This window comes from Phycicoccus sp. Soil802 (genome assembly GCF_001429605.1).
Classification (GTDB): domain Bacteria; phylum Actinomycetota; class Actinomycetes; order Actinomycetales; family Dermatophilaceae; genus Pedococcus.
The window spans coordinates 269,168-295,509 of sequence record NZ_LMSS01000004.1; the positions used below are offsets into that span (position 1 = coordinate 269,168).

Below are 26,342 nucleotides of genomic sequence, written 5' to 3' on the forward strand. Positions count from 1 at the left end.
GGCCGGGTCCGCGGCGGACCTAGCCGCGCTCGTCCGAGTGGGCCTCGTCGGCGTGCGCGATGTGCCCGAGCTGGCGCCAGATCAGGACCAGGGTGATGCCGGACCCCACGAACGCGAACCAGAAGGGAGCGGCGAGGCCCCACTGCTCCGCGACGACCCCACCCAGCCCCTGGCCGACGACGAGCCCGAGGAACAGGCCGACGACGTAGACGCTCCCGACCCGTCCCTGGAACTCCTGCGGCACCGCGCGTTGGCGGACGGCTTGGGAGACGGTGCCCCAGACGAAGGCGTAGCCCCCGAAGACGACCATGATGGCGATCGCCAGCCAGCCCACCGTGGTCAGTGCGAGGGCGAGGTGGGTGAGCACCTCGAGCAGCAGGCAGCCCCGCATCAGGGTGGCGAGGGGGATCTTGCGCTCCAGCCAGCCGTAGGCGCTGGTGCTGACCAGCCCACCCGCAGCGGCGGCGGTGGTGAGCAGGCCGAACCCGACCTCGCCCAGGTGCAGCCGGTCGAGGGAGTAGAGGACGAGGACCGACCAGGCGGCCCCCCAGGTGATGTTGAACGCGAAGATCACCAGCGCCAGCGTGCGGACCGGGGCGTGGCCGCGGATCCAGCGCAGTCCGTCGGCGATGTCGCGGCGGACGTGCGTCTCGGGGACACCGCGGACCCCGCCGCGGGGCGTGGCGATGCGGGCCACCAGGACGACACCGAGGGCCACGCACGCCACCTGCACGACGAACGGCCAGACCATCCCCGCCGCGAAGAGGAAGGCCCCCAGCGGGGGACCGACGAGCTGGTTGGCCGTGAGGAAGCCGGCCTGGAGGCGGGCGTTCCCGATGCCGAGGTCGGCCCTGTCCACGAGCATCGGCAGCAGCGTCCCGGTGGTCGTGTCGGCGAACACCTCGGCAACGCCGTAGACGAACATCGTCGCCAGCACCAGCCCGATCGAGATCTGCCCGGTCACGATGGTCACGCACAGGACGGCGACGACGGCCGCCCGCAGGAGGTCGGCCACGATGACGACCCGGCGCCGGTCGAGCCGGTCGGCCACCGCCCCGGCCCACAGCCCGAAGAGCAGCCAGGGGAGCCGTTGGAGCACGGCGGCCAGGGCCACCAGCACGGCGTTGCGCGTCTGCGAGGCCACCAGGAGGGGACCGGCCGCCAGGGCGATCCCGTCACCGATGTTGCTGACCCACGACGACGCGAGCAGCCACCGGAAGCTGCGCCCCAGCCGTGGCGGCGCGACGACGTCCAGAACCCTGCTCACAAACGGGCGAGCCTACCCGGGTCCGCGATTTCTCGATCACCACCGTGAGCACGTACGATGGTCGGCGGTCCACGTGTGCTCGCACGCGCAGACCTATTTCGCGCGTCTTCCACCCGCTGACTCGGCTCGCCGACGAAACGGGGGCGCACCACAGCAGTCCGGAGAGTATGCCGGTGGGGTGCGTTGCAGGCGCCAGGCAGGTGGTCGCACCTACGCGGCACACCGACGCAACTGACAACGACACAAGGAGACACGGCATGGCCGTCGTTACCATGCGCCAGCTCCTCGAGAGCGGCGTCCACTTCGGGCACCAGACCCGTCGCTGGAACCCCAAGATGAAGCGCTTCATCATGACCGAGCGCAATGGCATCTACATCATCGACCTGCAGCAGTCGCTGACCTACATCAACAACGCCTTCGAGTTCGTCAAGGAGACGGTCGCCCACGGTGGGTCGATCCTCTTCGTCGGCACGAAGAAGCAGGCCCAGGAGCCCATCGCCGAGCAGGCGACGCGCGTCGGGATGCCCTACGTCAACCACCGCTGGCTCGGTGGCATGCTCACCAACTTCAACACGATCTCCAAGCGGCTCACGCGCCTCAAGGAGCTCGAGGAGCTCGACTACGACAACGTCGCGGGCTCGGGCTACACCAAGAAGGAACTCCTGATCTTCAAGCGGGAGAAGGACAAGCTCGAGAAGACCCTCGGCGGCATCCGCAACATGGCCAAGGTCCCCTCGGCCGTGTGGATCGTCGACACCAAGAAGGAGCACCTCGCCGTCGACGAGGCGCGCAAGCTCGGCCTGCCGGTCATCGCGATCCTCGACACCAACTGCGACCCCGACGAGGTCGACTACAAGATCCCGGGCAACGACGACGCGATCCGCTCCGTCACCCTGCTCACCCGCGTGATCGCCGACGCCGTCGCCGAGGGCCTCATCGCCCGCAGCTCCGGCAAGTCCGGCGAGCCGGCCGAGGGTGTCGTCGCAGGCGACGAGCCCCTGGCCGAGTGGGAGCGCGAGCTGCTCGGTGGCGACGCTGCCCAGGCCGCGGAGTCCGCAGCACCGGAGGCCGGCGAGACCGCCGCTGCCGACGCGACCGAGGCCGCCCCGGCCGAGGCCGCTGCGGTCGAGGCTCCCGTCGAGGCTGCTCCGGTCGAGGCCGCAGAGGCCCCCGCCGCGGAGGCCACCCCGGCCCCTGCCGTCGAGGAGACCGCTGTTCCCGAGGCTGCTGCCGAGACGCCGGCCGACGCCGACGCCAAGGCCTGAGCCGCACCTGCCCTCCAGTCGGACGGCTCCGGCCAGACGCGACCACGTCTGGCCGGGGCCGGTCCGGCCCAACCGTGAGAGAAGAGCTGAGAATCACCCATGGCGAACTACACCGCCGCTGACATCAAGGCCCTGCGCGAGTCCACCGGCGCGGGCATGCTCGACGTCAAGAAGGCGCTCGACGAGGCCGACGGCGACCGTGCCAAGGCCACCGAGATCCTTCGTGTGAAGGGCCTCAAGGGCGTCACCAAGCGCGAGGGCCGCACCACGTCCAACGGACTGGTCACCGCCCAGGCCGGTGACGGCGTGGGCACCCTCGTCGAGGTCCTGTGCGAGACCGACTTCGTCGCCAAGGGCGAGAAGTTCATCGCCCTGGCCGCCCAGGTCCTGGCCCAGGCCGTGGCCTCGGGTGCGGCCGACGCCGACGCGCTGCTCAAGAGCTCGCTCGAGGACGGCTCCACCGTCCAGGAGCTGCTCGACGGCGCCAACGCGACCATCGGCGAGAAGATCGAGGTCAAGCACGTGGCCCGTGTCGAGGCCCCGGTCGTCGTGTCCTACCTGCACAAGACCAGCCCCGACCTGCCTGCGCAGATCGGCGTGCTCGTCGGCGCAGAGGGCAGCGACGAGCAGGTCGCGAAGGACGTCGCGATGCACATCGCCGCGTTCAGCCCGACCGTGCTGACCCGTGACGAGGTCGACGCCGAGACGGTCGAGAACGAGCGTCGCGTCGCCGAGGCCACCGCGAAGGAGGAGGGCAAGCCCGAGGCCGCCCTCCCCAAGATCGTCGAGGGTCGCGTCAACGGGTTCTTCAAGGAGAACGTCCTGCTCGAGCAGGCCTTCGCCAAGGACGCCAAGAAGACGGTCGAGAAGGTCCTGGCCGAGGCCGGCACGAAGGTCACCTCCTTCGTCCGCTTCCGGGTAGGCGGCTGACCGCGCTCCACGCACCACACGACGAGGCCCCTCACCGGTTGGTGAGGGGCCTCGTCGTGTGTGGGGTATGCCGCGGGCCTGCCCTCGCGGCTAGCTCGCCGCCTTCTTGACCAAGGTGGCGATCTGCTTCTCGAGGGCGGGAGTCAGCTTCCTGAGTGCATAGCCGATCGGCCACATGTCGCCGTCGTCCAGCTTCGCGCTGTCGTTGAACTCGAACGTCGCGTACCGCGCCTTGAACTTGCTGGCGGGCTTGAAGAACGCCACCGCTTTGCCGTCGCGCTTGTACGCGGGCATGCCGTACCACGTCGAGGGCTCGAGCTGCGGAGCCGCCTTGGTGATGATCTCGTGCAGGCGCTCGGCCAGCTCGCGGTCCTCCGGGGGCATCTCGGCGATCTTGTCGAGGAGGTCCTGCTCGCCACTGGCGCTCTTGGCCTCCTTGGCCCGCTCCTTCATCGCGGCGCGCTCGTCGGCGGTGAACCCGCTCTTGCTCCCCGCGGTCCTGGTGGTGGTGGCCTTCGTGGCTGTCGCAGTCTTTCTGGTGTTACTGGTCGCCGTGGTCGGCATGATGGGTCCCTCCCGGGTCGTCGTGGTCTGTCCTGACCATTCTGGGAGTCCGGGGACCTCCGGCGCTTCTCGAAAACTGATCACTTGTACCGCATACTCGCTTCATGGGGAGACGAGCGAAGCAGACGCCACCGGCACCCGAGCAGACCAGGGTGCAGCCCGACTTCACCCACCTGCCCGAGCGGATCGCACCCGAGGACATGACCACGACGCACGACGTGGACCCGGGTCCCGACCCCCGCGGGGGGCGCGACACCGACACCGAGTTCATGCTCCGCAACGCGGGTTTCTGACCCTCCGCGGGCGCGCCGGGGCGCGTCGGGTCAGAAGATGCGCACCCGTTCCTGGGGGGCGAGCCACATGCCGTCACCCTCGGTGACCCCGAAGGCGTCGTGGAACTCGTCGCAGTTGCGCACCGCGTTGGCCCGGACCTCGGTGGGGGAGTGCGGGTCGATCGCGAGCAGCCGCTTGGCCTCCTCGGTCCTTGCCTTGCCGGACCAGACCTGGGCCCACCCGAGGAAGAACCGCTGGGGTCCGGTGTAGCCGTCGAGGTCGGGCACGTCCTGGCCCTCGGTGGCGATCCGGTAGGCGGAGTAGCCGATGGCCAGGCCACCGAGGTCGCCGATGTTCTCGCCGACGGTGAGCGCGCCGTTGACCTTCTCGTCGGGGGCCGCGATGGGCGAGAGCGTGCTGAACTGGGCGATGAGGGCCTGGGTGCGCTCGTCGAACCGGGCTCGGTCCTCCTCGGTCCACCAGTCGCGCAGCGCGCCGGTGGAGTCGTAGCGCGACCCCTGGTCGTCGAAGCCGTGGCCGATCTCGTGACCGATGACCGCGCCGATGCCGCCGTAGTTCACTGCGTCGTCGGCGTCCAGGTCGAAGAACGGCGGCTGCAGGATCCCCGCGGGAAAGACGATCTCGTTCATCAGCGGGTGGTAGTAGGCGTTGACCGTCTGCGGCAGCATCAGCCACTCGTCGCGGTCGATCGGACCGCCGAGCTTGGCGAGCTGGCGGCGCAGCTCGAACTCGTTGGCGCGACGGACGTTGCCCACGAGGTCGTCGTCGATGGTCAGCGAGGAGTAGTCGCGCCAACGGTCGGGGTAGCCGACCTTCGGGGTGAACGAGGCCAGCTTGGCCAGGGCCTGCTCCCGGGTCTGCGGGCCCATCCAGTCGAGGCCCTCGAAGGAGCGCCGGAACGCCTCGACGAGGTTCGCGACCAGGTCGAGCATCCGCTGCTTGGCCTCCGGCGGGAAGTACTCGGCGGCGTAGAGCTGGCCGACCGCCTCGCCGATCGAGCCCTCGACGAGCGAGACCCCGCGCTTCCAGCGCTCGCGGTTCTCGGGGAGGCCCGAGATGACCCGGCCGGTGAAGTCGAACTCGGCGTCCACGAGCTCCTTGGACAGCAGCGGAGCGGCGGAGCGGACGACGTGGAAGGCGAGCCAGTGCTTGAGGTCGTCGAGGCTCGTGTCGTCGAGGAGGGTCGACAGCCCCTCGAGGTAGGAGGGCTGGCCCACGACGACCTGCGCGAAGGCGTCACGGGCGCCGAGGGAGTCGACGAAGGTGTCCCACCCGAGGGTCGGAGCCAGACCCTGCAGCGCGGCATACCCGAAGGGGTTGTAGCTCTTGACCGCGTCGCGGGTCGCGACGTTGTCCCAGTGGTGGCCGGCCAGCCGGGTCTCGAGGGCGACCACTCGCGCCGCGGGTGAGCCCTCGTCCGTGGACCCGCCGCCGATGCCCGCGAAGTCGAGCATGCGGGCCACGTGCGGGAGGTATGCGGCGAGGATGGCCGCGTGCCGCTCCTCGCGGTAGTAGGACTCGTCGGGAAGGCCGAGCCCACCCTGGCCGAGGTAGAGGACGTACTCCTCGGGGTTCTTGGCATCCGGCGCGACCCCGAAGTCGAAGAGGCCGGGGCCCCCCTCGCGCTGGAGACGCCCGAGGACCCGGGACAGGTCGTCGAGGCTGCCGATCTGCTCGACTGCGGCGAGGTCGTCCGCGATCGGCGCGAGGCCCAGCTCGTCGGCCCTGGCCTCGTCCATGAACGACCGGTAGAGGTCGCCCACCTTGCGGGTCGGCGAGCCGGGGGGTGCGTCCGTCTCGGCCGCAGCACGCTCGATGATGGTGCGGACCCGCTCGTCGGACTGCTCCCGCAGCATGTCGAAGGTGCCGTAGCGACCCCGGTCGGACGGGATCTCGGTGTCGCGGACCCAGGTGCCGTTGGCGTGCCCGAACAGGTCGTCCTGGGGGCGGACGGAGTCGTCACGGTGACCGGGGAGGATGCCTGACCTCATGCGCGTGTCTTCCTTCACTGCGTCGATGACCTTGCGATGGGGACACCCTGCCACGCAGCACGGACAGGCGTGCAACCGGCGGCGTGTGTCCCGCGGGAGTGTGGAAGGATTCGGTGACCGCCCCACACCTCCAGGAGGATCTGTCGTGACTTCTGCCCCCGAGCAGACCGCCCCAGCCGGATCCACCACCCCCCGCCGGCGGGTGCTGCTCAAGCTCTCCGGCGAGGTCTTCGGCGGTGGTCGGGTCGGACTGGCTCCCGAGGTCGTGCGGGGGATCGCCCAGCAGATCGCGCAGTCTGTCAACGAGGGCATCCAGGTGGCCGTCGTGATCGGTGGCGGCAACTTCTTCCGGGGCGCCGAGCTGCAGCAGCAGGGCATGGACCGCACCCGCGCCGACTACATGGGCATGCTGGGCACGGTGATGAACTGCCTCGCGCTCCAGGACTTCCTCGAGAAGGAGGGCATCGAGACCCGGGTCCAGACCGCGATCACGATGGGTCAGGTCGCCGAGCCGTACATCCCGCGCCGCGCGATCCGCCACCTCGAGAAGGGCCGCGTGGTCATCTTCGGCGCCGGCGCCGGGATGCCGTTCTTCTCGACCGACACGGTGTCGGCGCAGCGCGCGCTGGAGATCAAGTGCGACGCGGTGCTGATGAGCAAGAACGGTGTCGACGGGGTCTACGACTCCGACCCGCGCACCAACCCCGACGCCAAGAAGCTCGACGAGATCAGCTACGCCGAGGCCCTCCAGCAGGGTCTGCGCGTCGTCGACGCCGCGGCCTTCAGCCTCTGCATGGAGAACAAGCTGCCCATGGTCGTCTTCGGCATGGAGGGCGAGGGCAACGTCGTCCGGGCGCTGCGCGGTGAGAGGATCGGGACGCTGGTCACCCCCGGCTGAGTCGGCGGCACGCCGACCCACCCACCAGACTGACCACACCACGACCGGCGCAGCCCCTCCGGGGAGCGCCCGAGAAGGAGCGGGACATGATTGAAGAGACTCTCCTCGAGGCCGAAGAGAAGATGGAGAAGGCCGTCGAGGTCGCCAAGGAGGACTTCGCGGGCATCCGCACGGGTCGCGCGACGCCGGGCATGTTCAACAAGCTCATGGTCGACTACTACGGCGCCCCGACGCCGCTGCAGCAGCTGGCGTCGTTCCAGACCCCTGAGGCCCGCACCATCCTGATCACGCCGTTCGACAAGTCGGCGATGGCGGAGATCGAGAAGACCCTGCGCGACTCCGACCTGGGCGTGAACCCCAGCAACGACGGCAACATGATCCGCTGCGTCCTGCCCCAGCTCACCGAGGAGCGGCGCAAGGACTACATCAAGCTCGCCCGGCACAAGGGCGAGGACGCCAAGGTGTCGATCCGCAACATCCGCCGCAAGGCCAAGGACGAGCTCGACAAGCTCGTCAAGGACGGCGAGGTCGGCGAGGACGACGGCACCCGCGGCGAGAAGGAGCTGGACGCGACGACGAAGAAGTACGTCGACAGCGTCGACGAGCTGTTGAAGGGCAAGGAGGCCGAGCTGCTCGAGGTCTGAGCCGCTCGCCCCACCACGAAGGAATGAACACGCCATACTCCCGTAGCTCACGGCGCGAGGCCGCCCACCCGGTCCCCGATGCCGGGGGCTCCGGCACGCCCGCCGGGCCGCCCACGCGTCGTGGTGCCGCAACGGCCCCGGCCCAGCGGCCGTCGAAGGCGGGCCGCAACCTGCCCGCCGCCATCGGGGTGGGTGTGGGCCTGGGCGTCCTCATCATCGGCTCGCTGATCCTGCGCAAGGAGCTGATGCTCGGCATCGTCATCGTGGCCATCGTCGTCGGCGTCTGGGAGCTGCGGCGTGCGCTCGCCCAGGTCTCGATCCACGTCCCGCTGGTGCCGAGCCTGGTCGGCAGCGTGAGCATGCTGGTGTCCGCCTACGTGGGTGGGGGAGAGGCCCTGATCATCACGGTCGGGCTGACCTGCGTCGGCATCCTGCTGTGGCGGATCGCCGACGGGGTGCTCGACGCGGTGCGCGACATCGCGGGTGGCTTCTTCGTCGCGGTCTACCCGTCGTTCCTGGCCGGGTTCGCCGCCCTCATGCTGGCTGCCGACGACGGGGCCCGACGGATCGTGGTGTTCATCCTGGTCACGGTGCTCAGCGACGTGGGTGGCTACGCGTTCGGCGTGCTGCTGGGCCGGCACCCGATGGCTCCCTCGGTGAGCCCCAAGAAGTCCTGGGAGGGTTTCGCCGGGTCGGTGCTCACCTGTGTCGTGGGCGGCGCGATCGCGGTCGTGCTGCTCCTCGACGGGCCCTGGTGGGGCGGTGCCGTGCTCGGGGCCTGCGCGGCGATCGCTGCCACGGTCGGCGACCTCACCGAGTCGACCGTCAAGCGCGATCTCGGCATCAAGGACATGAGCACGATCCTCCCCGGCCACGGCGGGGTGATGGACCGGCTCGACTCCCTGGTCGTCGTGGCTCCCGTCGCCTGGGCCCTGCTGGCCTGGGTCGTCCCCCCGGGCTGAGGTCACCGCACGTCGAGCGGGTGTGAGGTCACGGCCGACACCTGAGAGACTGGGTGCACCATGACCACCGACCTCCCTGCGCCCACCAGCGAGCGTCCCCAGCCGGGACAGCTGACCTTCTCCGCCCCGCGTCGGGGCAAGCCGCCGCGCCACCTCGCCGATCTCTCTCCGGCGGAGCGCAAGGAGGCGGTCGAGGCGTTGGGGCACAAGGGGTTCCGGGCCAAGCAGCTGTCGACCCACTACTTCGAGCGGCTGGTCGAGTCGCCGGAGGAGATGACCGACCTGCCCAAGGCGATCCGCGACGACCTCGTCGCCGACCTGCTCCCGACGCTGCTCACCCCGCTCGTGCAGCGCACCGCGGACGACGGCATGACGATCAAGTCGGCCTGGAAGCTGCACGACGGAGCCATCGTCGAGTCGGTCCTGATGCGCTACCCCAAGCGGGTCACGATCTGCATCTCCAGCCAGGCGGGCTGCGGCATGAACTGCCCGTTCTGCGCCACGGGTCAGGCCGGACTGACCCGCAACATGAGTGCCGCCGAGATCGTCGAGCAGGTCGTCAGCGGAGCCAGGCTCCTGCGCAGCGGTGACCTCGCGATCGGCGGCGCGGCTCGCGGCGCGGCCACCGGCCCGGCGGCACAGGACGACCACGTGGCCGAGCTCGGCGAGGAGGACGACACCGAGGGCGGCAGCGAGGGTGACACCGGGCCGACCGGTCCCACCCGCATCTCGAACGTCGTCTTCATGGGCATGGGCGAGGCGCTGGCCAACTACAAGGCGGCGATCGGTGCCATCCGCCGGCTGACCGATCCCGCGCCCGACGGGCTCGGCATGTCCGCGCGTGGCATCACCATGTCGACCGTGGGGCTCGTCCCGGCGATCGACAAGCTGGCGGCAGAGGGCATCCCGGTCACGCTGGCGCTGTCGCTGCACGCCCCCGACGACGAGCTGCGCAACGAGCTCGTCCCGATCAACACCCGCTGGAGCGTCGACGAGGCCCTCGACGCCGCCCACCGCTACTACGAGGTCACGGGTCGCCGGGTGAGCATCGAGTACGCGCTCATCAGGGACATCAACGACCACGCCTGGCGCGCTGACCTGCTCGGGAAGAAGCTCAACGCGCGCGGCCGTGGCTGGGTGCACGTCAACCCGATCCCGCTCAACCCCACCCCCGGGTCGAAGTGGACCGCGTCCCGGCCGGGCGTCGAGCAGCAGTTCGTCGAGCGCCTGCGCGCCCACGGCATCCCCACGACGATCCGGGACACGCGGGGCCAGGACATCGATGGGGCCTGCGGCCAACTCGCTGCCTCCACAGCGTGATGCTGCCTAGACTCGACAGGTGAGCTCACGCCGACTGGCGATGGTGGTCTCTGCCACGGCTGTCACGGCCGTCGCGGTGACCTTTGCCGTGGTGCTCACGGGCGCGTTCGCCGGTCGGGAAGGCAAGGCGGTCCCCGCTGCGCTCACCACGTCGCCGCACGGCCACAGCGTCGCCGTGACGGCGCCACCCGAGGCCCCGCTGCGCGCGGGGGAGCGCTTCGTCACGCTCCGGATGCCCACGGCATACACCCCGAAGGCACCGGCGGGGCCGGGCACCGACGACTACCGCTGCTTCCTGCTCGACCCCCGCCTCACCGCCAAGTCGGTGGTGACGGGCATCAACGTCCTGCCGGGCAACCCCGACGTCGTGCACCACGTCATCCTGTTCCGGGTGCCGGCCGAGAAGGTGGCGCGGGCCGAGGAGATGGACCGCCTCCAGGTCGGCCAGGGCTGGACCTGCTTCGGTGGCACCGGTGTGGAGAGCCAGGGCGCTGGACTGAACAGCGCCCCGTGGCTGGGTGCGTGGGCCCCCGGCGGTGGCGAGCGGGTGCTCGCCCCCGACCTCGGTATGCCGGTCGAGGCCGGTTCGCGGATCATCATGCAGGTCCACTACAACCTGCTCGCCGGCCGGACCCCTGACCAGAGCGCCGCCAAGCTGCGGGTCGCGGCCGACGACGGGAAGCGCAAGACGCTCCAGACGGTGCTGCTGCCGGCGCCGGTCGAGGTGCCCTGCCGACCCACGCACCCCGGCCCGCTCTGCGACCGGAAGGCCGCGATGGCCGACGTGCAGCAGCGCTTCGGGATCGCCGCAGGGCGCACCGGCGATGCGCTGCACCTGCTCTGCCCCGGCAACAAGGCCGGCCCGACCCAGACCTGCACGCGCCCCGTGACCCAGGCGTCGACGATCCGTGCCGTGGCCGGTCACATGCACCTGCTTGGCACGAAGATCTCGGTCACGGTCAACCAGGGCAAGGCCGACGAGCGCACCATCCTCGACATCCCGATCTGGGACTTCGACGACCAGGGCAGCCGGCCAGTGCAGCCCGCGGTGAAGGTGGGACCGGGCGACACCCTCACCGTCTCCTGCACGCATGACCAGCGGATGCGCGACCTGCTGCCGTCGTTCGAGGGGATCCCGGAGCGCTACGTCGTGTGGGGCGAGGGCACGACCGACGAGATGTGCCTCGGCATCGTCATGGTCACCCGGCCCTAGCACCACTGCTGCGCACCTAGGCTGACCCGCGTGAGAGCCAACCCCGTCGGAGCCGTCGAGCCGGGACGCGAGTTCGTCCTGACCGTCTCGTGTGCCGATCGCCGGGGCATCGTGCACGCGGTGTCGGGGGTGATGCTCGAGCTGTCGATGACGATCCTCGACAGCCAGCAGTTCGCCGACACGACGGCGGGGGAGTTCCACCTGCGGATGCACCTGGCGCGCGAGGGTTCGGCGCTCGCGGTCGAGGACCTCGACGCCGCGATGCACGAGGTCGCCACGGAGTTCGCCATGACGTATGCCGTGCACGACCTGTCCCAGCGGCGGCGGGCGCTCGTCCTGGTGAGCCAGCAAGGGCACTGCCTCAACGACCTGTTGTTCCGGGTCGAGAGCGGGTCGCTGCCGCTCGACGTGCCCGCCATCGTCTCGAACCACGAGGACTTCCGCGGCCTCGCCGAGTGGCACGGGATACCGTTCCACCACGTGCCGGTCACGCCCGAGACCAAACCGGCGGCCGAGTCGGAGCTGCGCCGGCTGGTCGAGCTCTACTCCGCCGACACCATCGCCCTGGCGCGCTACATGCAGATCCTGTCGAGTGGGCTGTGCGCCGACTTCCCGGGGCGGATCATCAACATCCACCACTCGCTGCTCCCGAGCTTCAAGGGCGCCAAGCCCTACAGCCAGGCCCACGACCGCGGGGTCAAGGTGATCGGCGCGACGGCCCACTACGTGACGGCCGACCTCGACGAGGGGCCGATCATCGAGCAGGACTTCCGCCGCGTCGACCACCGGATGAGCCCGACCGAGCTCGCCTCCGTGGGGCAGGAGCTGGAGGCGATGGCGTTCGCGAGGGCGCTGCGCTGGCATGCCGAGCACCGCGTGGTGTTGCGAGGCCGCCGGACCATCGTCTTCGACTGATCTCTCCGACTGCGCTCAGCTGTCGGCGAGGGCGTACGCCCTCGGGCCAACCATCCGCACTCCGCTTCGCTCCGCGCTCCCGCCAGGCCCTCCACGGCCCTTCGGGCGCGCCCCCTCACCTCCGCGCTGTTCAGGCGGGTGGGACGAGGGCTTCCAGGGCTGCGGTGGTCTGCGCCGACGGGATGAAGCCGGTGCGGGCTGCCCCGGTGACCCAGAGCTCATCGAGGCACCCGGTGGCGAGCATGCGCTCGTCGCCAGCGCTGGTCACACCCACGACCGTGTAGGTCCACGGACCCTCGGAACTGCAGGCGCCGTTCCCCGTGAAGAAGCCGCCCCAGTCCGAGGTGAGGTCCGAGTTGAGCGCGGCGAGCGTGTCGCTGGGCAGGGCGATGGAGCGGTAGCTGCGTGTCGTCATGGGTTGGATCGGGCGCATCGGGTCCCCGGCGACGAAGTTCGGCTTCAGGCAGAACGTCGCAGCGACCAGTGGGGAGTGCAGCAAGTGGGTGCGGGAGGACGTGTGGGTCCGCAGCCAGGTCTCGTCCGTGCGGCAGTCGAGAGCGGCGCTCGGTGTCGAGGCAGGGAGCGCGTCGACCTCCTCCCCGGCGAGGAGGTCGAGGAACGAGGCCAGCGCATAGGCGCCACCGCACGTCATCTCGGTGCTGCGGTAGGCCTCGACGCGACCCGACTCGTCCTCGAGCGCGAGGGTGAAGGCGGGGCCGGGGCGGATCTGGCCGCAGGCCTGGCCGTTGGTGCCGGACACCGCGAGGCCGCGCAGGCGTGAACCGGTGACCTCGGTCGCGGGCAGCTGCCAGCCGTCGTCGGTGCCGACGACAGACGACGTGGTGGCCGTCGAGGCTGGCTGCCGGGGCGACGGGTCGGGACACACCCAGGCGGCGACTGCGTCGGCCGTGTCAAGGAGATCGCTCCCCGGCAGGTTGGTGATGGTCGCGGGCCGCGTGCAGTCGGCCGGGGTCAGGAACGGCCCGGCTGGCACCACCCGTGCCGGCGGGTCGAACGAGGCCACGAGCACGGTGGCGAGGACGAGGGTGGCCGCGGCCGCGGTGGCGATCCCGAGCTGGCGGACCCGTCGAGCGCGGGTTGCGTAGCGGCGTGCGCCGTCGGCCAGTCCTTCGGTGGTCGGGTCCTCCGGCGCGAGGTCGTGGAGCGCCTGGCGGAGCCGGGTGTCGAGGTCGCTCATCGGAGTTCTCCCTCGGTGACGGCGAGTGCGGGGCACTGGCGCAGGGTCGCCAGCGCCCTGGCGGCCTGGCTCTTGACGGTTCCCACGGTGCAGCCGAGCAGCTCGGCGGTCTGGGCCTCGGTGAGGTCCTCGAAGTAGCGGAGCACGACGACCGCGCGTTGCCCCTTGGGCAAGGCAGCCAGGGCGGTAAGGAGGTCTCGCCGCTGGTCCAGGTCGCGGTCGGTGGTCGGCTGCTCGGGCAGTGCGGCTGTGGGGTACTCGCCGTTCCAGCGCCGGCGCCACCAGGCGATGTAGGTGGTGAGCATGACCTTGCGGACGTAGGCCTCGCGGGGCCCGGCGGCGACGGAGTCCCAGCGGGGCCAGGTCTTGCCGAGCGCGGTCTGGACGAGGTCCTCGGCCCGCTGGCGGTCGCCGGTGAGGAGGAACGCGGTGCGCAGCAGGCTCGGGCCGCGTGCGGCGACGAACGAGTCGAACTCGCTCGTGTCGGCAACCGTGGCTGCGCGGGGTACTTCGCCCATGCCGTCCTCCTCTCGCTCACACAGGAAGAGCGGCGAGACCACCTCCAAGGTTGTCACCGGCGGCCTGAAATCCGGCACCACGGGGTCAAGGCAGGTGAACGACGCCGAGATGGCGAGGGGTCAGCGGGGCTGGATGAGGTCCCAGGCGTTGCCGTACAGGTCCTCGAAGACCGCCACGCTGCCGTAGGTCTCGTGCCGGGGCTCCTCACGGAAGCGCACTCCGGCGGCGAGCATCCGGGCATGGTCGGCCGCGAAGTCGTCGGTCGCGAGGAAGTGCATCACCCGGCCACCGCCGGGGTCGCCGACCCGGGCCACCTGCTCCGGAGTGCTCGCCCGCGCCAGAAGCACCTGCGTGCCGTCGGACCCCGCTGGGCGGATGACGACCCATCGGGTGCCGTCGCCACGGTCGGTGTCCTCCACCAGCTCGAAGCCCGCCCGGTCGCGGTACCAGTCGAGCGCCTCGTCGTAGTCGCGGACGAGCAGGGTCACGAGGCTCAGGCGCTGGGGCATTCAGCCATCCTCGCGCACGGCTCGCTGGAGGGCGCGCAGGTACCCGACGGCGACGACCCGCTGCAGCCGCCACGTCAGCGGTCCGCCCAGTCGGGTGAGCCAGCGGTCGGCGCGCGCGTAGGCCCGGATCACCGCCCACACCTCGCCGCCGCGCCGTTCGACCAGGAAGCCCTCCTCGCCGCTCTCGACGTGCCCCTCGAGCGTGCCGTAGCCGAAGCCGGTGCGGTCGGCGGTCTCCAGCGTCCACACGATGCGACAGGGCACGCCGAGAAAGACCAGCCGGCTCAGCACGTCGACGCCCACCGCCGCGCGCGGAGCCGTCGCCCGCGGCCGGAGTCCGACACCGCGTTGCGGCGCATAGGCCATCAGCGCCTCGCTCGCTGCTCGGTATGCCGCGTCGCCGGCTCCCAGCCGCCGCTCGACCTCGAGGTGGTGGAAGCCGGGAGGAAGAGGTCCGTCGAGGGTCAGCCCGCGCGGCTCGTAGGTCAGCTCCAGGTCGGCCAGGTCCGCCAGCCTCACGACGAGTCACCCAGCGTGCCCGGGTCGGGAGCTGGGTGAGGAGCGTCGTCGATCGCTCGGTCGAGGATGATCGCTGCCGCCTCCTCGGGGGTGTCGACCAGGTGCACCACGGCCTCCATGCCTCGCTCCTGACCGAGGGCTCGCACCGCGGCCCAGACCGGCACGGTCTCCGACCAGTACTCCTGGCCGACCAGCACCAGTGGGGCGAGGGTCGACTCGGCGGGGGCGTAGAACAGCGGCGTGACGGCCTGGAAGATCTCCTGCACCGTGCCCGCGGCACCCTCCAGGACGACCAGCCCGGCGGCCGCGCGGGCCAGCAGCCCGTCCTCGCGGATCGCGTTGGAGAAGTACTTCCCGATCCCGTCGCAGAAGATGTTGGGCGGCTCGTGCCCGTAGAACCAGGTCGGGATGCCGAGGCTGCGCCCCTCGTCGGAGGCGGGGAGGGCGGAGCGCACCTCGAAGGCCAGGCTGACCCAGTCGGCGACGGACGGGCGGAACGTCGGCACGGCGGCCAGTCGGTCGAGGGCCGTGCCGAGCGACTGTTCGTCAGCGGCCAGCGCGCCGAGGTTGGCGGCCTCCATGGCGCCGGGCCCGCCACCGGTGGCGACGACCAGTCCCGCCGCGGCAAGCGACCGACCGAGCCGCGCCGCCGCGGCATACGCCCTCGTGCCCCGCGCCAGCGCGTGCCCACCCATCACCCCGGCGACCGGGCGACCTGCCGTGAACTCGTCGAGGGCGTCGCTGATCGAGTCGTCGTGGATGGCGCGAAGGAGCGTGACGAACGCGTCGTGGTGCACGGCGCCGTCGCGCATCCACTGGTAGGCAAGGAAATCCGGGGTGGACTCGTAGCCGCCGGCGTCGAGGCCGGCGTAGAGCTCGGCGGCGGTGTAGAGCGTTGCCCGGTAGGGGTCGACCGGCGCATGCGGGTCGGTGGGGAAGACCAGCGCGCGGTGCGCACCGAAGTGCGCGCTGAGCGTGGTGGACAGGTGACCGCCCAGCACCACGAGCCCCTCCACGTCCGTGCGGGCGAGCAGGCGGTCCTCGTATGCCGTGAGGTCGAGGTCCTGGAACCGCAGCCCGGTCAGGGGGCGGCCGGAGTCGAGCACCGCGTCGAGGTCGGCGAGGTCCTCGACCTCAGGGTCTGGGGTGCCGCCGTCGCCCTGCATGGTGCCGACTCTAGACAGGTCGGCCGTGCGCCTGGCGGGGTCGGGCCTCCTAGAGTCGGGCCATGGCAGACCTGTTCTCGCAGACGGTGGCGACCGACGCCTGGCGTGCCGAGGCGACGCGCTGGATCAGCGACGAGCTCTCCGGCGTCGGACGCCGGGTGACCGGCGACATCGTCCAGCGGCGGATCAGGCCGTGGTCGACCCAGCTCGTCGTGCCGAGCGACCAGGGCACCGTGTGGTTCAAGGCCAACTGCCCGTCATCGGCCTACGAACCCGCCGTGCACCGGGCGCTCGCGGACCTCGAGCCGGCCGAGGTGGAGGCGCCGTTGGCGGTCGAGGCGGCCCGTGGCTGGATGATGACCGCCGACCGCGGCACGACGCTCGGCGACAGCCACGATGCGAGCCTCTCGGAGTGGCAGGCAGTGGTGGCGCTCGCCGCCCGGGTGCAGCGCCAGGTCGCCGACCACGGGGATGTGCTGGTCGGCGCGGGGCTGCCCGACTGCTCCCCGGCCACTGTGCCGGCGCGCTACTCCTGGCTCGTCGACCAGCTCGCCGCGCTCCCGACTGACCACCCGTCGCACCTGCCCGCCGATGAGGCTGACACGCTCAGGGCGAAGACAGCGGTGGTCCAGGAGGCGGTGGCGGCACTGCTCGCGGCGCCGCTCCCGGCCAGCCTGCAACACGGGGACCTGCACCCGGGCAACGTCTTCGTCGTCGATGGGAGCCTGCGCTTCTTCGACTTCGGCGATGCCCAGTGGGCCCACGTGCTGGAGGTCCTCGCCGTGCCCTACGGCTACTCCACGCGCGTCACCCACCACCCGTGGCCGGACCTGTTGGACGCCTACGCGCAGGTGTGGGCGGACCTGCTCGACCGCGACGCGCTCGAGGCCCTGATGGTGCCGGCGATGGTCACCCACGCGGTGAACCGCTCGTTCACCTGGCTCGGCGCCATCGAGGGTGCCCAGCCGGAGGAGCTCGCCGAGTGGGGCGACTCGGCGCTCTACTACCTGCGGCTCACCCACGAGCCGTTTCCGCCCGAAGACCCCGAGAACGGGCCGTGACGAGCCCTACCCTGAGACCATGACGAAGGTCCTCGGGTGGGTGGTGCTGCTGGCAGCAGGTGTCATCAGCCTTCCCCTCGCTGCCACCTTCCTCGACGACCAGGGCAACGAGAACTGGATCCTGCCCGTCGACGTGGCTGTGGTGGCGCTGCTCGGTGCACTCCTCGGCGCGAGGCTGCCCGGCTTCGTGGGCGGAGCAACGCGAAGGCGGGTCCTCGTCGGGGCGGCGTACGGCGTCGCCGCGGCCGCCGTGGGCGTGCTGCTCTTCTTCCTCCTGCTCAGCGGTTTCGAGGGTGCCTGACCCTAGAGGTTGCCGAGCACCCGGTCGACGGCGATCTCGATGACCACGCGCTCAGGGTTCTCGCGCGGCACGCGGTAGCGCGCGGCATACCGGAGCTCGGCGTCGGCCACCGACTCCCGGTCGGTGAGCACCCTGGCCGGGCCCTCGAACGACAGCCAGTGCCGCCCGTCGACCTGGCACACGACGGCGCGCCCGCCACGGGCGGCGTTGCGCGCCTTGCGGCTCGGACCGCTGGTGATCACGCGGACGACCAGCGCCTCGCGGTCCCACGTGAAGCCCACGGGCACCACGTGGGGCGACCCGTCCGGGCGCAACGTGGTCAGCGTGGCCAGGTGCCGTGCCGTCACGAAGTCGAGGGCGGCGGGGGACAGGTCTGCGGGCGCGGTCGACACGGACCGAGTCTCCCGCATCCCTTCGTGTCTCAGTGCCCGGTCACGGCGCCGAGCAGTGCCGCGAGCCGCGCAGGGTGGCCGGTGCGGGCTTCCTCACGGTCGGCGGCGTGCGCCAGCCGCAGCCCCGCGTTGATCCCGGCCCAGCGGGCGGGCTCGGGCTCCCACTTGCGGCTGCGGTGGCCCACCCACGGCAGCTGGGTCAGTGCCGTCGAGCGGCCGGTGACCAGGTCGGCCAACGTCCGTCCCGCGAGGTTGGTGGCCGCGACGCCGTCGCCGACGTAGCCGCCGGCCCACCCGAGCCCGGTGCTGGGGTCGTGGCCGACCGAAGGGTGCCAGTCGCGCGCGATGCCGAGCGGGCCGCCCCAGGCGTGCGTGAACTCCACGTCGCCGAGCTGGGGGAGGAGGTCGGTGAGGGTCGCGCGGAGATCGGCGAAAACCGTTGCCTCGTGGTCGAACTCAGGCTTGATCCGCGATCCGAAGTGGTACGGCGCCCCCCGACCGCCGAAGGCGAGTCGGTCGTCGACGGTCCGCTGGCCGTAGATGATGACGTGCCGGTGGTCGCTGAAGACCTCACGCTCCGCGAGCCCGATCCTCGACCACTGCTCCTCGCTCAGGGGCTCCGTGGCCACCATCAGCGAGTAGACCGGGGCGACGGTGCGGCGCTCGCCGGGCAGCAGGGGGGTCCACGCCTCGGTGGCCCGGATGACGTGGGGCGCCGAGACCTGCTCGCCGCCCTCGAGCACGACGTGTCCGGGCCCGATCGCCTGCACCCGCACACCCTCGTGCACCTGGGCGCCCTGCGACCGGACCGTGGCTGCGAGACCGTCGACCAGACGCCGGGGGTGGACGCGAGCGCAGTGCGGGGTGAACGTGGCCCCCACGACCCGGCTCGCGGCCAGGCGTTCGGAGGCTTCGGACGCGTCGAGCCAGCGGGTGCCGAGGCCCCACTCCCGAGCCTCGTCGACCTCGGCCCGGGCCCTGGCTGCCTGTGCGGGTGAGCGCGCGAGGGCGATCGCCCCGCCCTTGCGGAATCCGCAGTCGATCGCCGCGGATTCCGTTGCCCTGCCCACCTCGTCGACGGTGTTCTGGAGCTCGGCAACCATCGCCCGAGCCGCCTGCGCGCCGCCGCGGCGGGCCAGCGTCCGAGGACCGACCGGCCAGAGGGCCGACACCCAGCCACCGTTGCGTCCGCTCGCACCGAAGCCGACGTGCTCCGCCTCGAGCACCACGACGTCGAGCGCAGGGTCGGCCAGGAGGAGGTAGTGCGCGGTCCACAACCCGGTGAAGCCACCACCGACGATGACCACGTCCGCCCGCGCAGGTATCTCACCCAATTGGAACGTCGTCTGCGGGCGGCGCCCACCCCCGGGCGGGACGGCCGCAGGTTTCGTTCCATCTGGGTGGGAAACCTGCGGTGCGGAGAGCCCGTCTGCCTGCGACGCGGCATACGGGCTCTCCCACCAGAGCGGGTGGCTCACGAGGTGCTGGTCTGGCTCAGAGGTGCTTCTCGGCGCCGGTCAGGACCGACCGCAGCCGCGACTCGATGTCGTCGAACTCCGGCTGGCCGATGATCAGCGGCGGCGCGAGCTGGATCACCGGGTCGCCACGGTCGTCGGCGCGGCAGTAGAGGCCGGCGTCGAAGAGCGCCTTGGACAGGTACCCACGCAGCAGCCGCTCGGACTCCGCGTCGTTGAAGGTCTCGCGGGTCTCCTTGTCCTTGACCAGCTCGATGCCGTAGAAGTAGCCCGCCCCGCGCACGTCGCCGACGATCGGCAGGTCGAGCAGCTTCTCGAGCGTCGCCCGGAACTTGGGGGCGTTGTCCTTGACGTGCTGGTTGAGCCCCTCACGCTCGAAGATGTCGAGGTTGGCCATGGCGACGGCCGCGCTGACGGGGTGTCCACCGAAGGTGTAGCCGTGCGGGAAGTACGTGGTCCCCTTCTTGAAGGGTTCGAACAGCCGGTCGCTCGCGATCATCGCGCCGATGGGGGAGTAGCCGGAGGTCATGCCCTTGGCGCAGGTGATGATGTCGGGGACGTAGCCGAAGTCGTCGCACGCGAACATCGAGCCGATCCGGCCGAACGAGCAGATCACCTCGTCGGACACCAGGAGCACGTCGTACTCGTCGCAGATCTCGCGGACCCGCTCGAAGTAGCCGGGCGGGGGCGGGAAGCAGCCGCCAGAGTTCTGCACGGGCTCGAGGAAGACTGCGGCGACCGTGTCGGGGCCCTCGAACTCGATGGCCTCGGCGATCCGGTCGGCGGCCCACCGGCCGAAGGCCTTCTCGTCGTCGCGCAGGTGCTCCGGCGCGCGGTAGAGGTTGGTGTTGGGGACCTTGAACGCGCCCGGCACGAGCGGCTCGAACATCTCCTTGGCCGCAGGGATCCCGGTGATCGACAGCGCACCCTGGGGGGTGCCGTGGTAGGCCACCGCCCGGCTGATCACCTTGTGCTTGGTGGGCTTGCCGGTCAGCTTGAAGTACTGCTTGGCGAGCTTCCAGGCCGTCTCGACGGCTTCACCGCCGCCGGTCGTGAAGAACACGCGGTTGAGGTCGCCCGGGGCGCCGTTGGCCAGCCGCTCGGCCAGCTCGATCGCGCGGGGGTGCGCGTAGGACCAGAGGGGGAAGAAGGCGAGCTCCTTGGCCTGCTTCGCCGCGGCCTCCGCCAGCTCTTCCCGCCCGTGGCCGACCTGCACGACGAACAGCCCGGCGAGGCCGTCGATGTACTCGTTGCCGCGGTCGTCCCAGATCTTGTGGCCCTCACCGCGCGTGATGATCGGCACGCTGTGCCCGAGACCGCCGTCGGGGCGGTCCTCGAAGACCGAGTGGCGGGTGAAGTGCATCCACAGGTGGTCGCGTGCGGCCTCGCTGTGCAACGTGCCGAGTGGCGTGTGCGAGTCGCTGGACGGTTCGAAGATGGACAGGTCAGTGGTCATCGAGTACCCCAGTTGTAGTGCTGCTTGTTGAGTTTCAGGTAGACGAACGTCTCGGTGGTCTGCACCCCGGGAAGGGTGCGGATGCGACGGGTGAGCAGGTCGAGCAGCTCGGCGTCGTCCTCGCAGACGACCTCGGCCAGCAGGTCGAAGGACCCCGCCGTCGTGACGACGTAGGACACCTCCGACATCGCCGTGAGGGCGTCACCCACCGGCAGGAGGTCGCCGTCGACGCGGATGCCGATCATGGCCTGCCGGCGGAACCCCACCTGCAACGGGTCGGTGACTGCGACGATCTGCATGACCTCCTGGTCGAGGAGGCGCTGGACGCGCTGGCGCACCGCCGCCTCGGACAGTCCCACCCGCTTGGCGATGGTGGCGTAGGACTGCCGACCGTCCTCCTGCAGCAGCTCGATGATGGCCTTCGACACGTCGTCGAGGCGCACATCGGCGCTGGTGCTGGGGAGTCGGGTCACGCTGGTCATGGTGGTCCCCAGATGCGGATAAAGCAAGTCCCCACACGACGGAATCAGTCGCACCCGATGGCTTTCGACAATGTTTTCCGTATCTTGACAGGCCGAACCTATTGAAATCCATCGTCAGGCGGCTACAGTGCCAGACACCGGAATCAGCACCCGATCCGCATTGGAGCACATCAGTGACTGCCACGTCCGCGGCCCCCCGCGTCCTGCGCAACTTCATCAACGGCGAGTACGTCGAGGCGCAGACCGATGCGACCACCGACCTCGTCAGCCCCGTCACCGCCCAGGTCGTCGCGAAGGCCCCGGTCTCCACGGCTGCCGACGTCGACGCCGCCTACTCCTCGGCCAGCAAGGCGTTCGCCGAGTGGGGCCAGACCACCCCGAGCGAGCGCCAGCAGGCGCTGCTCAAGTTCGCCGACGCGATCGAGAAGCGGGCCGACGAGTTCGTCAAGCTCGAGTCCGAGAACACCGGCAAGCCCTGGGCCCTCACCGCCTCCGAAGAGCTGCCGCCGATGGTGGACCAGATCCGGTTCTTCGCCGGCGCGGCCCGCGTGCTCGAGGGTCGGGCGGCGGGGGAGTACATGAAGGGCCACACCAGCTGGATCCGGCGTGAGCCGATCGGCGTCGTGGGTCAGGTGACCCCGTGGAACTACCCGATGATGATGGCGGTCTGGAAGATCGGACCCGCCCTCGCGGCAGGCAACACCATCGTCCTCAAGCCGTCGGACACCACGCCCGAGACCACCCTCCTGCTGGCGGAGATCGCCTCGGAGTTCATGCCGCCCGGCACGTTCAACGTCGTCACCGGTGACCGTGAGACCGGCCGGGCGGTCGTCGAGCACAAGACGCCGGCGCTGGTCGCCATCACCGGTTCCGTGCGGGCCGGCATGCAGGTCGCCGAGAGCGCCAGCCGCGACCTCAAGCGGGTCCACCTCGAGCTCGGCGGCAAGGCACCGGTCATCGTGTTCGACGACGCCGACATCGAGGCCGCCGTCGAAGGCATCGCCGTCGCCGGGTACTTCAACGCCGGCCAGGACTGCACCGCCGCGACGCGCGTGCTGGCGGCCCCCCACATCCACGACGACTTCGTCGCCGCCCTCGGCGAGTACGCCAAGAACTCGGCGAAGGTCGGCCTGCCGGACGACGAGGACGCCTTGCTCGGGCCGGTCAACAACCGCAACCAGCTCGAGCGGGTGCAGGGCTTCCTGTCCCGCCTGCCTGACCACGCCTCGATCGCGGCCGGTGGCCACCGGCTCGACGCCCTGGGTGACGGGTTCTTCCTCGAGCCCACCGTGCTGTCCGGCCTCAAGCAGGATGACGAGGCGATCCAGGACGAGATCTTCGGGCCAGTCATCACCGTGCAGCGGTTCACCGACGAGGCCGAGGCGATCGCGTGGGCCAACGGGGTCGACTACGGGCTGGCCTCCAGCGTGTGGACCAAGGACTTCGGCCGCGCCATGCGGGTCTCCAAGGCCCTCGACTTCGGCTGCGTCTGGATCAACACGCACATCCCGATCGTCGCCGAGATGCCCCACGGCGGCTTCAAGAAGTCCGGTTACGGCAAGGACCTGTCGATGTACGGCTTCGAGGACTACACCCGCATCAAGCACGTCATGGCCAACATCGACAGCTAGGCCCGCCCACCCAGGCCACCGACACCGTCGCCGGCGGCCACTGACCCAGGAACCCGGAACACCCCTGACCCGGACTTCTCCGAGAACGCCACCCTCACCCGCAGGAGCACCCCCATGAACGACAAGATCCCGACCCCCATGCAGGCCGCCTTCCTGCGCGGCGCCCTCAGCCGCCGGACCCTCATGACCGGCGCTGCCGGGCTGGGCGTGACGGCGCTGGCTGCCTGCGGATCGAAGGGCCGTAGCCCTTCGAACAGCGCGAGCGGCTCGGCCACGCCGACGGCCAAGGCCGCGCAGGACATGTCCGACACCGACAAGCTCATCAACTGGTCCAACTGGCAGCAGTACATCGACGTCTCGGACGACGAGAAGAGCCGCCCGACCCTCGACGCCTTCACCAAGGCGACCGGCATCAAGGTCAACTACACCGAGGACTACAACGACAACGACGAGTTCTACGCGAAGGTCCGTCCGCTGCTCGCCGGTGGACAGGACACCGGCCGCGACGTCTGGTGCTCCACCGACTGGATGGTGGCGCGGCTCATCCGCCAGGGCTACGTGCAGCCGCTGGACAAGGCCAACATCCCCAACGCCAAGAACCTCGAGGCTGCCTTCCAGGACGTGTCGTTCGACCCGGGCCGGAAGTACTCCCTGCCGTGGCAGGCGGGCTTCGCCTGTATCGGCTTCAACACCAAGGCGACGGGTGGCAAGAAGGTCACCACGATGACCCAGCTGCTCACCGACCCGGCGCTCAAGGGCAAGGTGACGCTGCTTTCCGAGATGCGCGACACGGTCGGTCTGGTGCTGCTCGACCAGGGCAAGGACCCGTCGAACTTCACCAAGGCGGACTTCGAGGCCGCCATCGCGATGATCCAGAAGGCCAAGGACGCCGGCCAGATCCAGAAGTTCACCGGCAACGACTACACCGACGGCCTGAGCGCCGGCGACATCGCCGCCTGCGTCGCCTGGTCGGGCGACGTGGCATCGCTCAGCCTCGACGCCCCGGAGCTGGAGCTCACCCTCCCGGAAGCCGGTTACACGCTGTGGTCGGACAACTTCGTGATCCCCGCCATGGCCAAGCACAAGAAGAACGCCGAGAAGCTCATCAACTACTACTACGACCCCAAGGTGATGGCCGAGGTCGAGGCCTGGGTCAACTACATCTCCCCGGTCGCCGGCACCAAGGAGGCCGTCGCGGCCATCGACAAGGACCTCGGCTCCAACCAGCTCATCTTCCCCTCCACCGAGACCCTGTCGAAGGCGAAGAAGTTCCGGGACCTCAGCGCCCAGGAGGAGTCCGAGTTCACCCGCATGTTCACCAACCTGGCGACGGGCTGATGGCCACGCAGACCACGGGAGACCTGAAGCTGTCGGGTCTGACCAAGGAGTTCGACACCTTCACCGCGGTGCACCCGATGGACCTCGTCATCCCGCAGGGCTCGTTCTTCGCCCTGCTCGGGCCGTCCGGCTGCGGCAAGACGACGACGCTGCGGATGGTGGCCGGCCTCGAGCAGCCGACGGCAGGCCGGATCCACATCGGGGACACCGAGATCACCGACACCAAGGCGCACCAGCGCAACGTCAACACGGTGTTCCAGTCGTACGCCCTCTTCCCGCACATGAGCGTGCTGGAGAACGTCGAGTTCGGGCTCCGTCGGCGCGGCGACAAGAACGCCGTCGCCAAGGCCAAGGAGGCGCTGGAGCTGGTCCAGCTCGGCGAGGTCGCGAGGAAGAAGCCGGCCCAGCTGTCCGGCGGGATGCAGCAGCGGGTGGCCCTGGCGCGGGCAGTGGTCAACCGCCCGGACGTGCTCCTGCTCGACGAGCCGCTCGGCGCCCTCGACCTCAAGCTGCGACGGCAGATGCAGATCGAGCTCAAGCGCATCCAGCAGGAGGTCGGGCTGACCTTCATCCACGTGACGCACGACCAGGAGGAGGCCATGACCATGGCCGACACCATCGCCGTGATGAACGCCGGGCGGATCGAGCAGCTGGGTGACCCGGCCACCCTGTACGAGCGGCCGGCCTCCACCTTCGTCGCCAACTTCCTCGGTCAGTCGAACCTGCTCAAGGCGACGGTGACCGGTCCCGCCCAGAACGGCGAGGTGCCGGTCACGGCATACGACACGGCGCTCACGGTCGCGGCCGACCACGTGCCGGACGGCGTCAAGGAGGTCTGGCTGGGCGTGCGGCCCGAGAAGCTGCGCATGGGCGAGCACGGTGGGCCGAACCGGCTGCACGGCACGGTGACCGACGTGTCCTTCACGGGCGTGGCCACGCAGTACCTGGTCCGTATGCCGTGGGGCCGCGAGCTCACCGTCGTCCAGCAGAACGACGGGTCCAACCGCGCGCGCCCCGGCGAGGACGTCACCGTGTCCTGGGCCGCCGAGCACGGGTTCGCACTCGACGCCTCCCAGGCGGCGGACGCGGGCGTCGAGGAGGAGGGGTAGTGGCCGAGGGGGCCGCGGTCGTCGGCACCGGCGCACCGGTCCGCAAGCCGGTCCGCCGCGGCCGCTGGGTGCCCTACGCCCTGCTCGCCCCCGGCCTGTTGTGGCTGGTCGTGTTCTTCGTGGTCCCGATGATCACCCTGGGCTCGCAGTCGCTCCAGGAAGGCAACATCGACGAGGGCTACGTCTTCACAGGCAACGTGTCCATCTACGCGGACGCCGTCCAGCGGTACTGGCCACACCTGCTCCGCTCGGTCGGCTACGCGGGGACGGCCACGGTGCTGGCGCTGCTCCTCGGATACCCGCTGGCGTACTTCATGGCGCAGAAGGCCGGACGCTGGAAGAACATCCTGCTCATCCTCGTCATCGCCCCCTTCTTCACGAGCTTCCTCATCCGCACGCTGGCCTGGCGCAACATCCTGTCCGACGACGGGCCGGTGGTGGCCTTCGCCCAGTCGATCGGGTTCACGAGCCTGCTGCAGGCGATCGGCCTGACCTCCAACGACACGTTGCTCGCGTCGAAGTTCGCGGTCATCTGCGGTCTGACGTACAACTTCCTGCCGTTCATGATCCTCCCGCTCTATGCCTCGTTGGAGCGCCTCGATCCCCGCCTGGTGGAGGCGGCTGGCGACCTGTACGCCTCACCGCGAGAGGCGTTCCGCAGGGTCACCTGGCCGCTGTCCCTGCCGGGAGTGGTCGCTGGCACGCTGCTCACCTTCATCCCTGCTGCGGGCGACTTCATCAACTCGAGGCTGCTCGGGAACACCGAGACCGTGATGATCGGCCAAGTCATCGACAGCCAGTTCCTGCGGGTGCTCGACTACCCGCTCGCGGCGGCGCTGTCGTTCATCCTGCTGACCATGATCGTCGTCCTCGTCACGTTCTACGTGCGCAAGGCCGGCACCGAGGAGCTGGTCTGAGTGGCC

27 protein-coding genes are annotated in these 26,342 nt (G+C 70.3%); 15 read left to right on the forward strand and 12 right to left on the reverse strand.

All coding sequences use genetic code 11. From position 1 onward, the window contains the following. Positions 1–19 precede the first annotated feature (19 nt). On the reverse strand, positions 20–1,267 hold the full coding sequence (locus ASG91_RS10390; RefSeq protein ID WP_056922561.1) for an MFS transporter: 1,248 nt from the start codon (positions 1,265–1,267) through the stop codon (positions 20–22). A gap of 257 nt (positions 1,268–1,524) precedes the next feature. Here ASG91_RS10390 and rpsB point away from each other — a divergent pair, with 257 nt between their 5' ends. Beyond that, a complete protein-coding gene (rpsB, locus tag ASG91_RS10395; protein ID WP_056922562.1) occupies positions 1,525–2,532 on the forward strand; it encodes a 30S ribosomal protein S2 in 1,008 nt (335 codons plus the stop codon). 99 nt (positions 2,533–2,631) lie between these two features. After that, complete coding sequence (gene tsf / locus ASG91_RS10400; RefSeq protein ID WP_056922563.1) at positions 2,632–3,462, forward strand: translation elongation factor Ts; 831 nt, start codon at positions 2,632–2,634, stop codon at positions 3,460–3,462. 90 nt (positions 3,463–3,552) lie between these two features. Here the strand turns inward: tsf and ASG91_RS10405 are convergent, their stop codons facing one another. Continuing rightward, entirely contained in the window at positions 3,553–4,026 is a 474-nt protein-coding gene (locus ASG91_RS10405; RefSeq protein WP_056922564.1) for an iron chaperone, read from the reverse strand. A 104-nt stretch (positions 4,027–4,130) separates the two neighbouring features. On the opposite strand from ASG91_RS10405, the gene ASG91_RS20660 reads away from it, so the two are divergent. Next, positions 4,131–4,319 carry a heme biosynthesis protein HemY gene (locus tag ASG91_RS20660; RefSeq protein ID WP_157582095.1) on the forward strand — a complete coding sequence of 63 codons (189 nt, stop codon included), beginning with the start codon at positions 4,131–4,133 and terminating at the stop codon, positions 4,317–4,319. A 30-nt stretch (positions 4,320–4,349) separates the two neighbouring features. On the opposite strand, the gene ASG91_RS10410 is transcribed toward ASG91_RS20660, so the two are convergent. Next, a complete protein-coding gene (locus ASG91_RS10410; protein WP_056922565.1) occupies positions 4,350–6,311 on the reverse strand; it encodes a M13 family metallopeptidase in 1,962 nt (653 codons plus the stop codon). 145 nt (positions 6,312–6,456) lie between these two features. On the opposite strand from ASG91_RS10410, the gene pyrH reads away from it, so the two are divergent. The 6 genes from pyrH to purU all read left to right on the forward strand — a co-directional run bounded on the left by pyrH (position 6,457) and on the right by purU (position 12,263). Next, a complete protein-coding gene (gene pyrH / locus ASG91_RS10415) occupies positions 6,457–7,209 on the forward strand; it encodes a UMP kinase (protein ID WP_056922566.1) in 753 nt (250 codons plus the stop codon). 86 nt (positions 7,210–7,295) lie between these two features. Beyond that, a complete protein-coding gene (frr, locus tag ASG91_RS10420; protein WP_056922567.1) occupies positions 7,296–7,853 on the forward strand; it encodes a ribosome recycling factor in 558 nt (185 codons plus the stop codon). Positions 7,854–7,876: 23 nt separating this feature from the next. Beyond that, the gene (locus ASG91_RS10425) at positions 7,877–8,815 is read left to right on the forward strand and encodes a phosphatidate cytidylyltransferase (RefSeq protein ID WP_082592633.1); all 939 of its coding nucleotides are present in this window, start codon (positions 7,877–7,879) and stop codon (positions 8,813–8,815) included. 60 nt (positions 8,816–8,875) lie between these two features. Continuing rightward, entirely contained in the window at positions 8,876–10,135 is a 1,260-nt protein-coding gene (gene rlmN / locus ASG91_RS10430; RefSeq protein ID WP_056922568.1) for a 23S rRNA (adenine(2503)-C(2))-methyltransferase RlmN, read from the forward strand. 19 nt (positions 10,136–10,154) lie between these two features. After that, on the forward strand, positions 10,155–11,348 hold the full coding sequence (locus ASG91_RS10435) for a hypothetical protein (protein WP_235543889.1): 1,194 nt from the start codon (positions 10,155–10,157) through the stop codon (positions 11,346–11,348). 30 nt (positions 11,349–11,378) lie between these two features. After that, the gene (gene purU, locus ASG91_RS10440; RefSeq protein WP_056922570.1) at positions 11,379–12,263 is read left to right on the forward strand and encodes a formyltetrahydrofolate deformylase; all 885 of its coding nucleotides are present in this window, start codon (positions 11,379–11,381) and stop codon (positions 12,261–12,263) included. A 130-nt stretch (positions 12,264–12,393) separates the two neighbouring features. On the opposite strand, the gene ASG91_RS10445 is transcribed toward purU, so the two are convergent. From ASG91_RS10445 to ASG91_RS10465, 5 genes are all read right to left on the reverse strand, one after another. Further along, positions 12,394–13,461 (reverse strand): hypothetical protein, encoded by a 1,068-nt coding sequence (locus ASG91_RS10445; RefSeq protein ID WP_056922571.1) that lies wholly within the window; start codon positions 13,459–13,461, stop codon positions 12,394–12,396. Further along, positions 13,458–13,979 carry a SigE family RNA polymerase sigma factor gene (locus ASG91_RS10450; RefSeq protein WP_056922572.1) on the reverse strand — a complete coding sequence of 174 codons (522 nt, stop codon included), beginning with the start codon at positions 13,977–13,979 and terminating at the stop codon, positions 13,458–13,460. The genes ASG91_RS10445 and ASG91_RS10450 overlap by 4 nt, the downstream gene beginning before the upstream one ends. A 120-nt stretch (positions 13,980–14,099) precedes the next feature. Then, positions 14,100–14,489, reverse strand: coding sequence for a VOC family protein (locus ASG91_RS10455; RefSeq protein ID WP_056922573.1), 390 nt, complete (start codon positions 14,487–14,489; stop codon positions 14,100–14,102). Further along, positions 14,490–15,008, reverse strand: a complete 519-nt coding sequence (locus ASG91_RS10460; RefSeq protein ID WP_056922574.1) for a DUF1990 family protein — start codon at positions 15,006–15,008, stop codon at positions 14,490–14,492. Further along, positions 15,005–16,174 (reverse strand): LOG family protein, encoded by a 1,170-nt coding sequence (locus ASG91_RS10465; protein ID WP_056922575.1) that lies wholly within the window; start codon positions 16,172–16,174, stop codon positions 15,005–15,007. Before ASG91_RS10465 ends, ASG91_RS10460 begins: the two co-directional genes overlap by 4 nt. Positions 16,175–16,236: 62 nt before the next feature. Here ASG91_RS10465 and ASG91_RS10470 point away from each other — a divergent pair, with 62 nt between their 5' ends. Together ASG91_RS10470 and ASG91_RS10475 are read left to right on the forward strand one after the other, a co-directional pair. Next, positions 16,237–17,235 carry a phosphotransferase gene (locus ASG91_RS10470; RefSeq protein WP_056922576.1) on the forward strand — a complete coding sequence of 333 codons (999 nt, stop codon included), beginning with the start codon at positions 16,237–16,239 and terminating at the stop codon, positions 17,233–17,235. A 19-nt stretch (positions 17,236–17,254) separates the two neighbouring features. Beyond that, entirely contained in the window at positions 17,255–17,536 is a 282-nt protein-coding gene (locus ASG91_RS10475; protein WP_056922577.1) for a hypothetical protein, read from the forward strand. 2 nt (positions 17,537–17,538) lie between these two features. Here ASG91_RS10475 and ASG91_RS10480 read toward each other — a convergent pair whose 3' ends face one another. From ASG91_RS10480 to ASG91_RS10495, 4 genes are all read right to left on the reverse strand, one after another. Continuing rightward, on the reverse strand, positions 17,539–17,928 hold the full coding sequence (locus ASG91_RS10480) for a pyridoxamine 5'-phosphate oxidase family protein (RefSeq protein WP_056922734.1): 390 nt from the start codon (positions 17,926–17,928) through the stop codon (positions 17,539–17,541). Between the two features lie 29 nt (positions 17,929–17,957). Then, positions 17,958–19,262, reverse strand: coding sequence for an FAD-binding oxidoreductase (locus ASG91_RS10485; RefSeq protein ID WP_056922578.1), 1,305 nt, complete (start codon positions 19,260–19,262; stop codon positions 17,958–17,960). Between the two features lie 160 nt (positions 19,263–19,422). Beyond that, positions 19,423–20,859: an aspartate aminotransferase family protein gene (locus tag ASG91_RS10490; RefSeq protein WP_056922579.1), complete on the reverse strand. Its 1,437-nt coding sequence runs from the start codon at positions 20,857–20,859 to the stop codon at positions 19,423–19,425. Then, positions 20,856–21,341 (reverse strand): Lrp/AsnC family transcriptional regulator, encoded by a 486-nt coding sequence (locus tag ASG91_RS10495; protein WP_056922580.1) that lies wholly within the window; start codon positions 21,339–21,341, stop codon positions 20,856–20,858. The genes ASG91_RS10490 and ASG91_RS10495 overlap by 4 nt, the downstream gene beginning before the upstream one ends. A 173-nt stretch (positions 21,342–21,514) precedes the next feature. On the opposite strand from ASG91_RS10495, the gene ASG91_RS10500 reads away from it, so the two are divergent. From ASG91_RS10500 to ASG91_RS10515, 4 genes are all read left to right on the forward strand, one after another. Then, entirely contained in the window at positions 21,515–22,972 is a 1,458-nt protein-coding gene (locus ASG91_RS10500) for a gamma-aminobutyraldehyde dehydrogenase (protein ID WP_056922581.1), read from the forward strand. A gap of 114 nt (positions 22,973–23,086) precedes the next feature. Then, positions 23,087–24,310: a spermidine/putrescine ABC transporter substrate-binding protein gene (locus ASG91_RS10505; protein ID WP_056922582.1), complete on the forward strand. Its 1,224-nt coding sequence runs from the start codon at positions 23,087–23,089 to the stop codon at positions 24,308–24,310. Then, positions 24,310–25,419, forward strand: a complete 1,110-nt coding sequence (locus ASG91_RS10510; RefSeq protein ID WP_056922583.1) for an ABC transporter ATP-binding protein — start codon at positions 24,310–24,312, stop codon at positions 25,417–25,419. The genes ASG91_RS10505 and ASG91_RS10510 overlap by 1 nt, the downstream gene beginning before the upstream one ends. After that, positions 25,419–26,336: an ABC transporter permease gene (locus ASG91_RS10515; protein ID WP_056922584.1), complete on the forward strand. Its 918-nt coding sequence runs from the start codon at positions 25,419–25,421 to the stop codon at positions 26,334–26,336. The genes ASG91_RS10510 and ASG91_RS10515 overlap by 1 nt, the downstream gene beginning before the upstream one ends. The last annotated feature ends 6 nt before the right edge of the window (positions 26,337–26,342 follow it).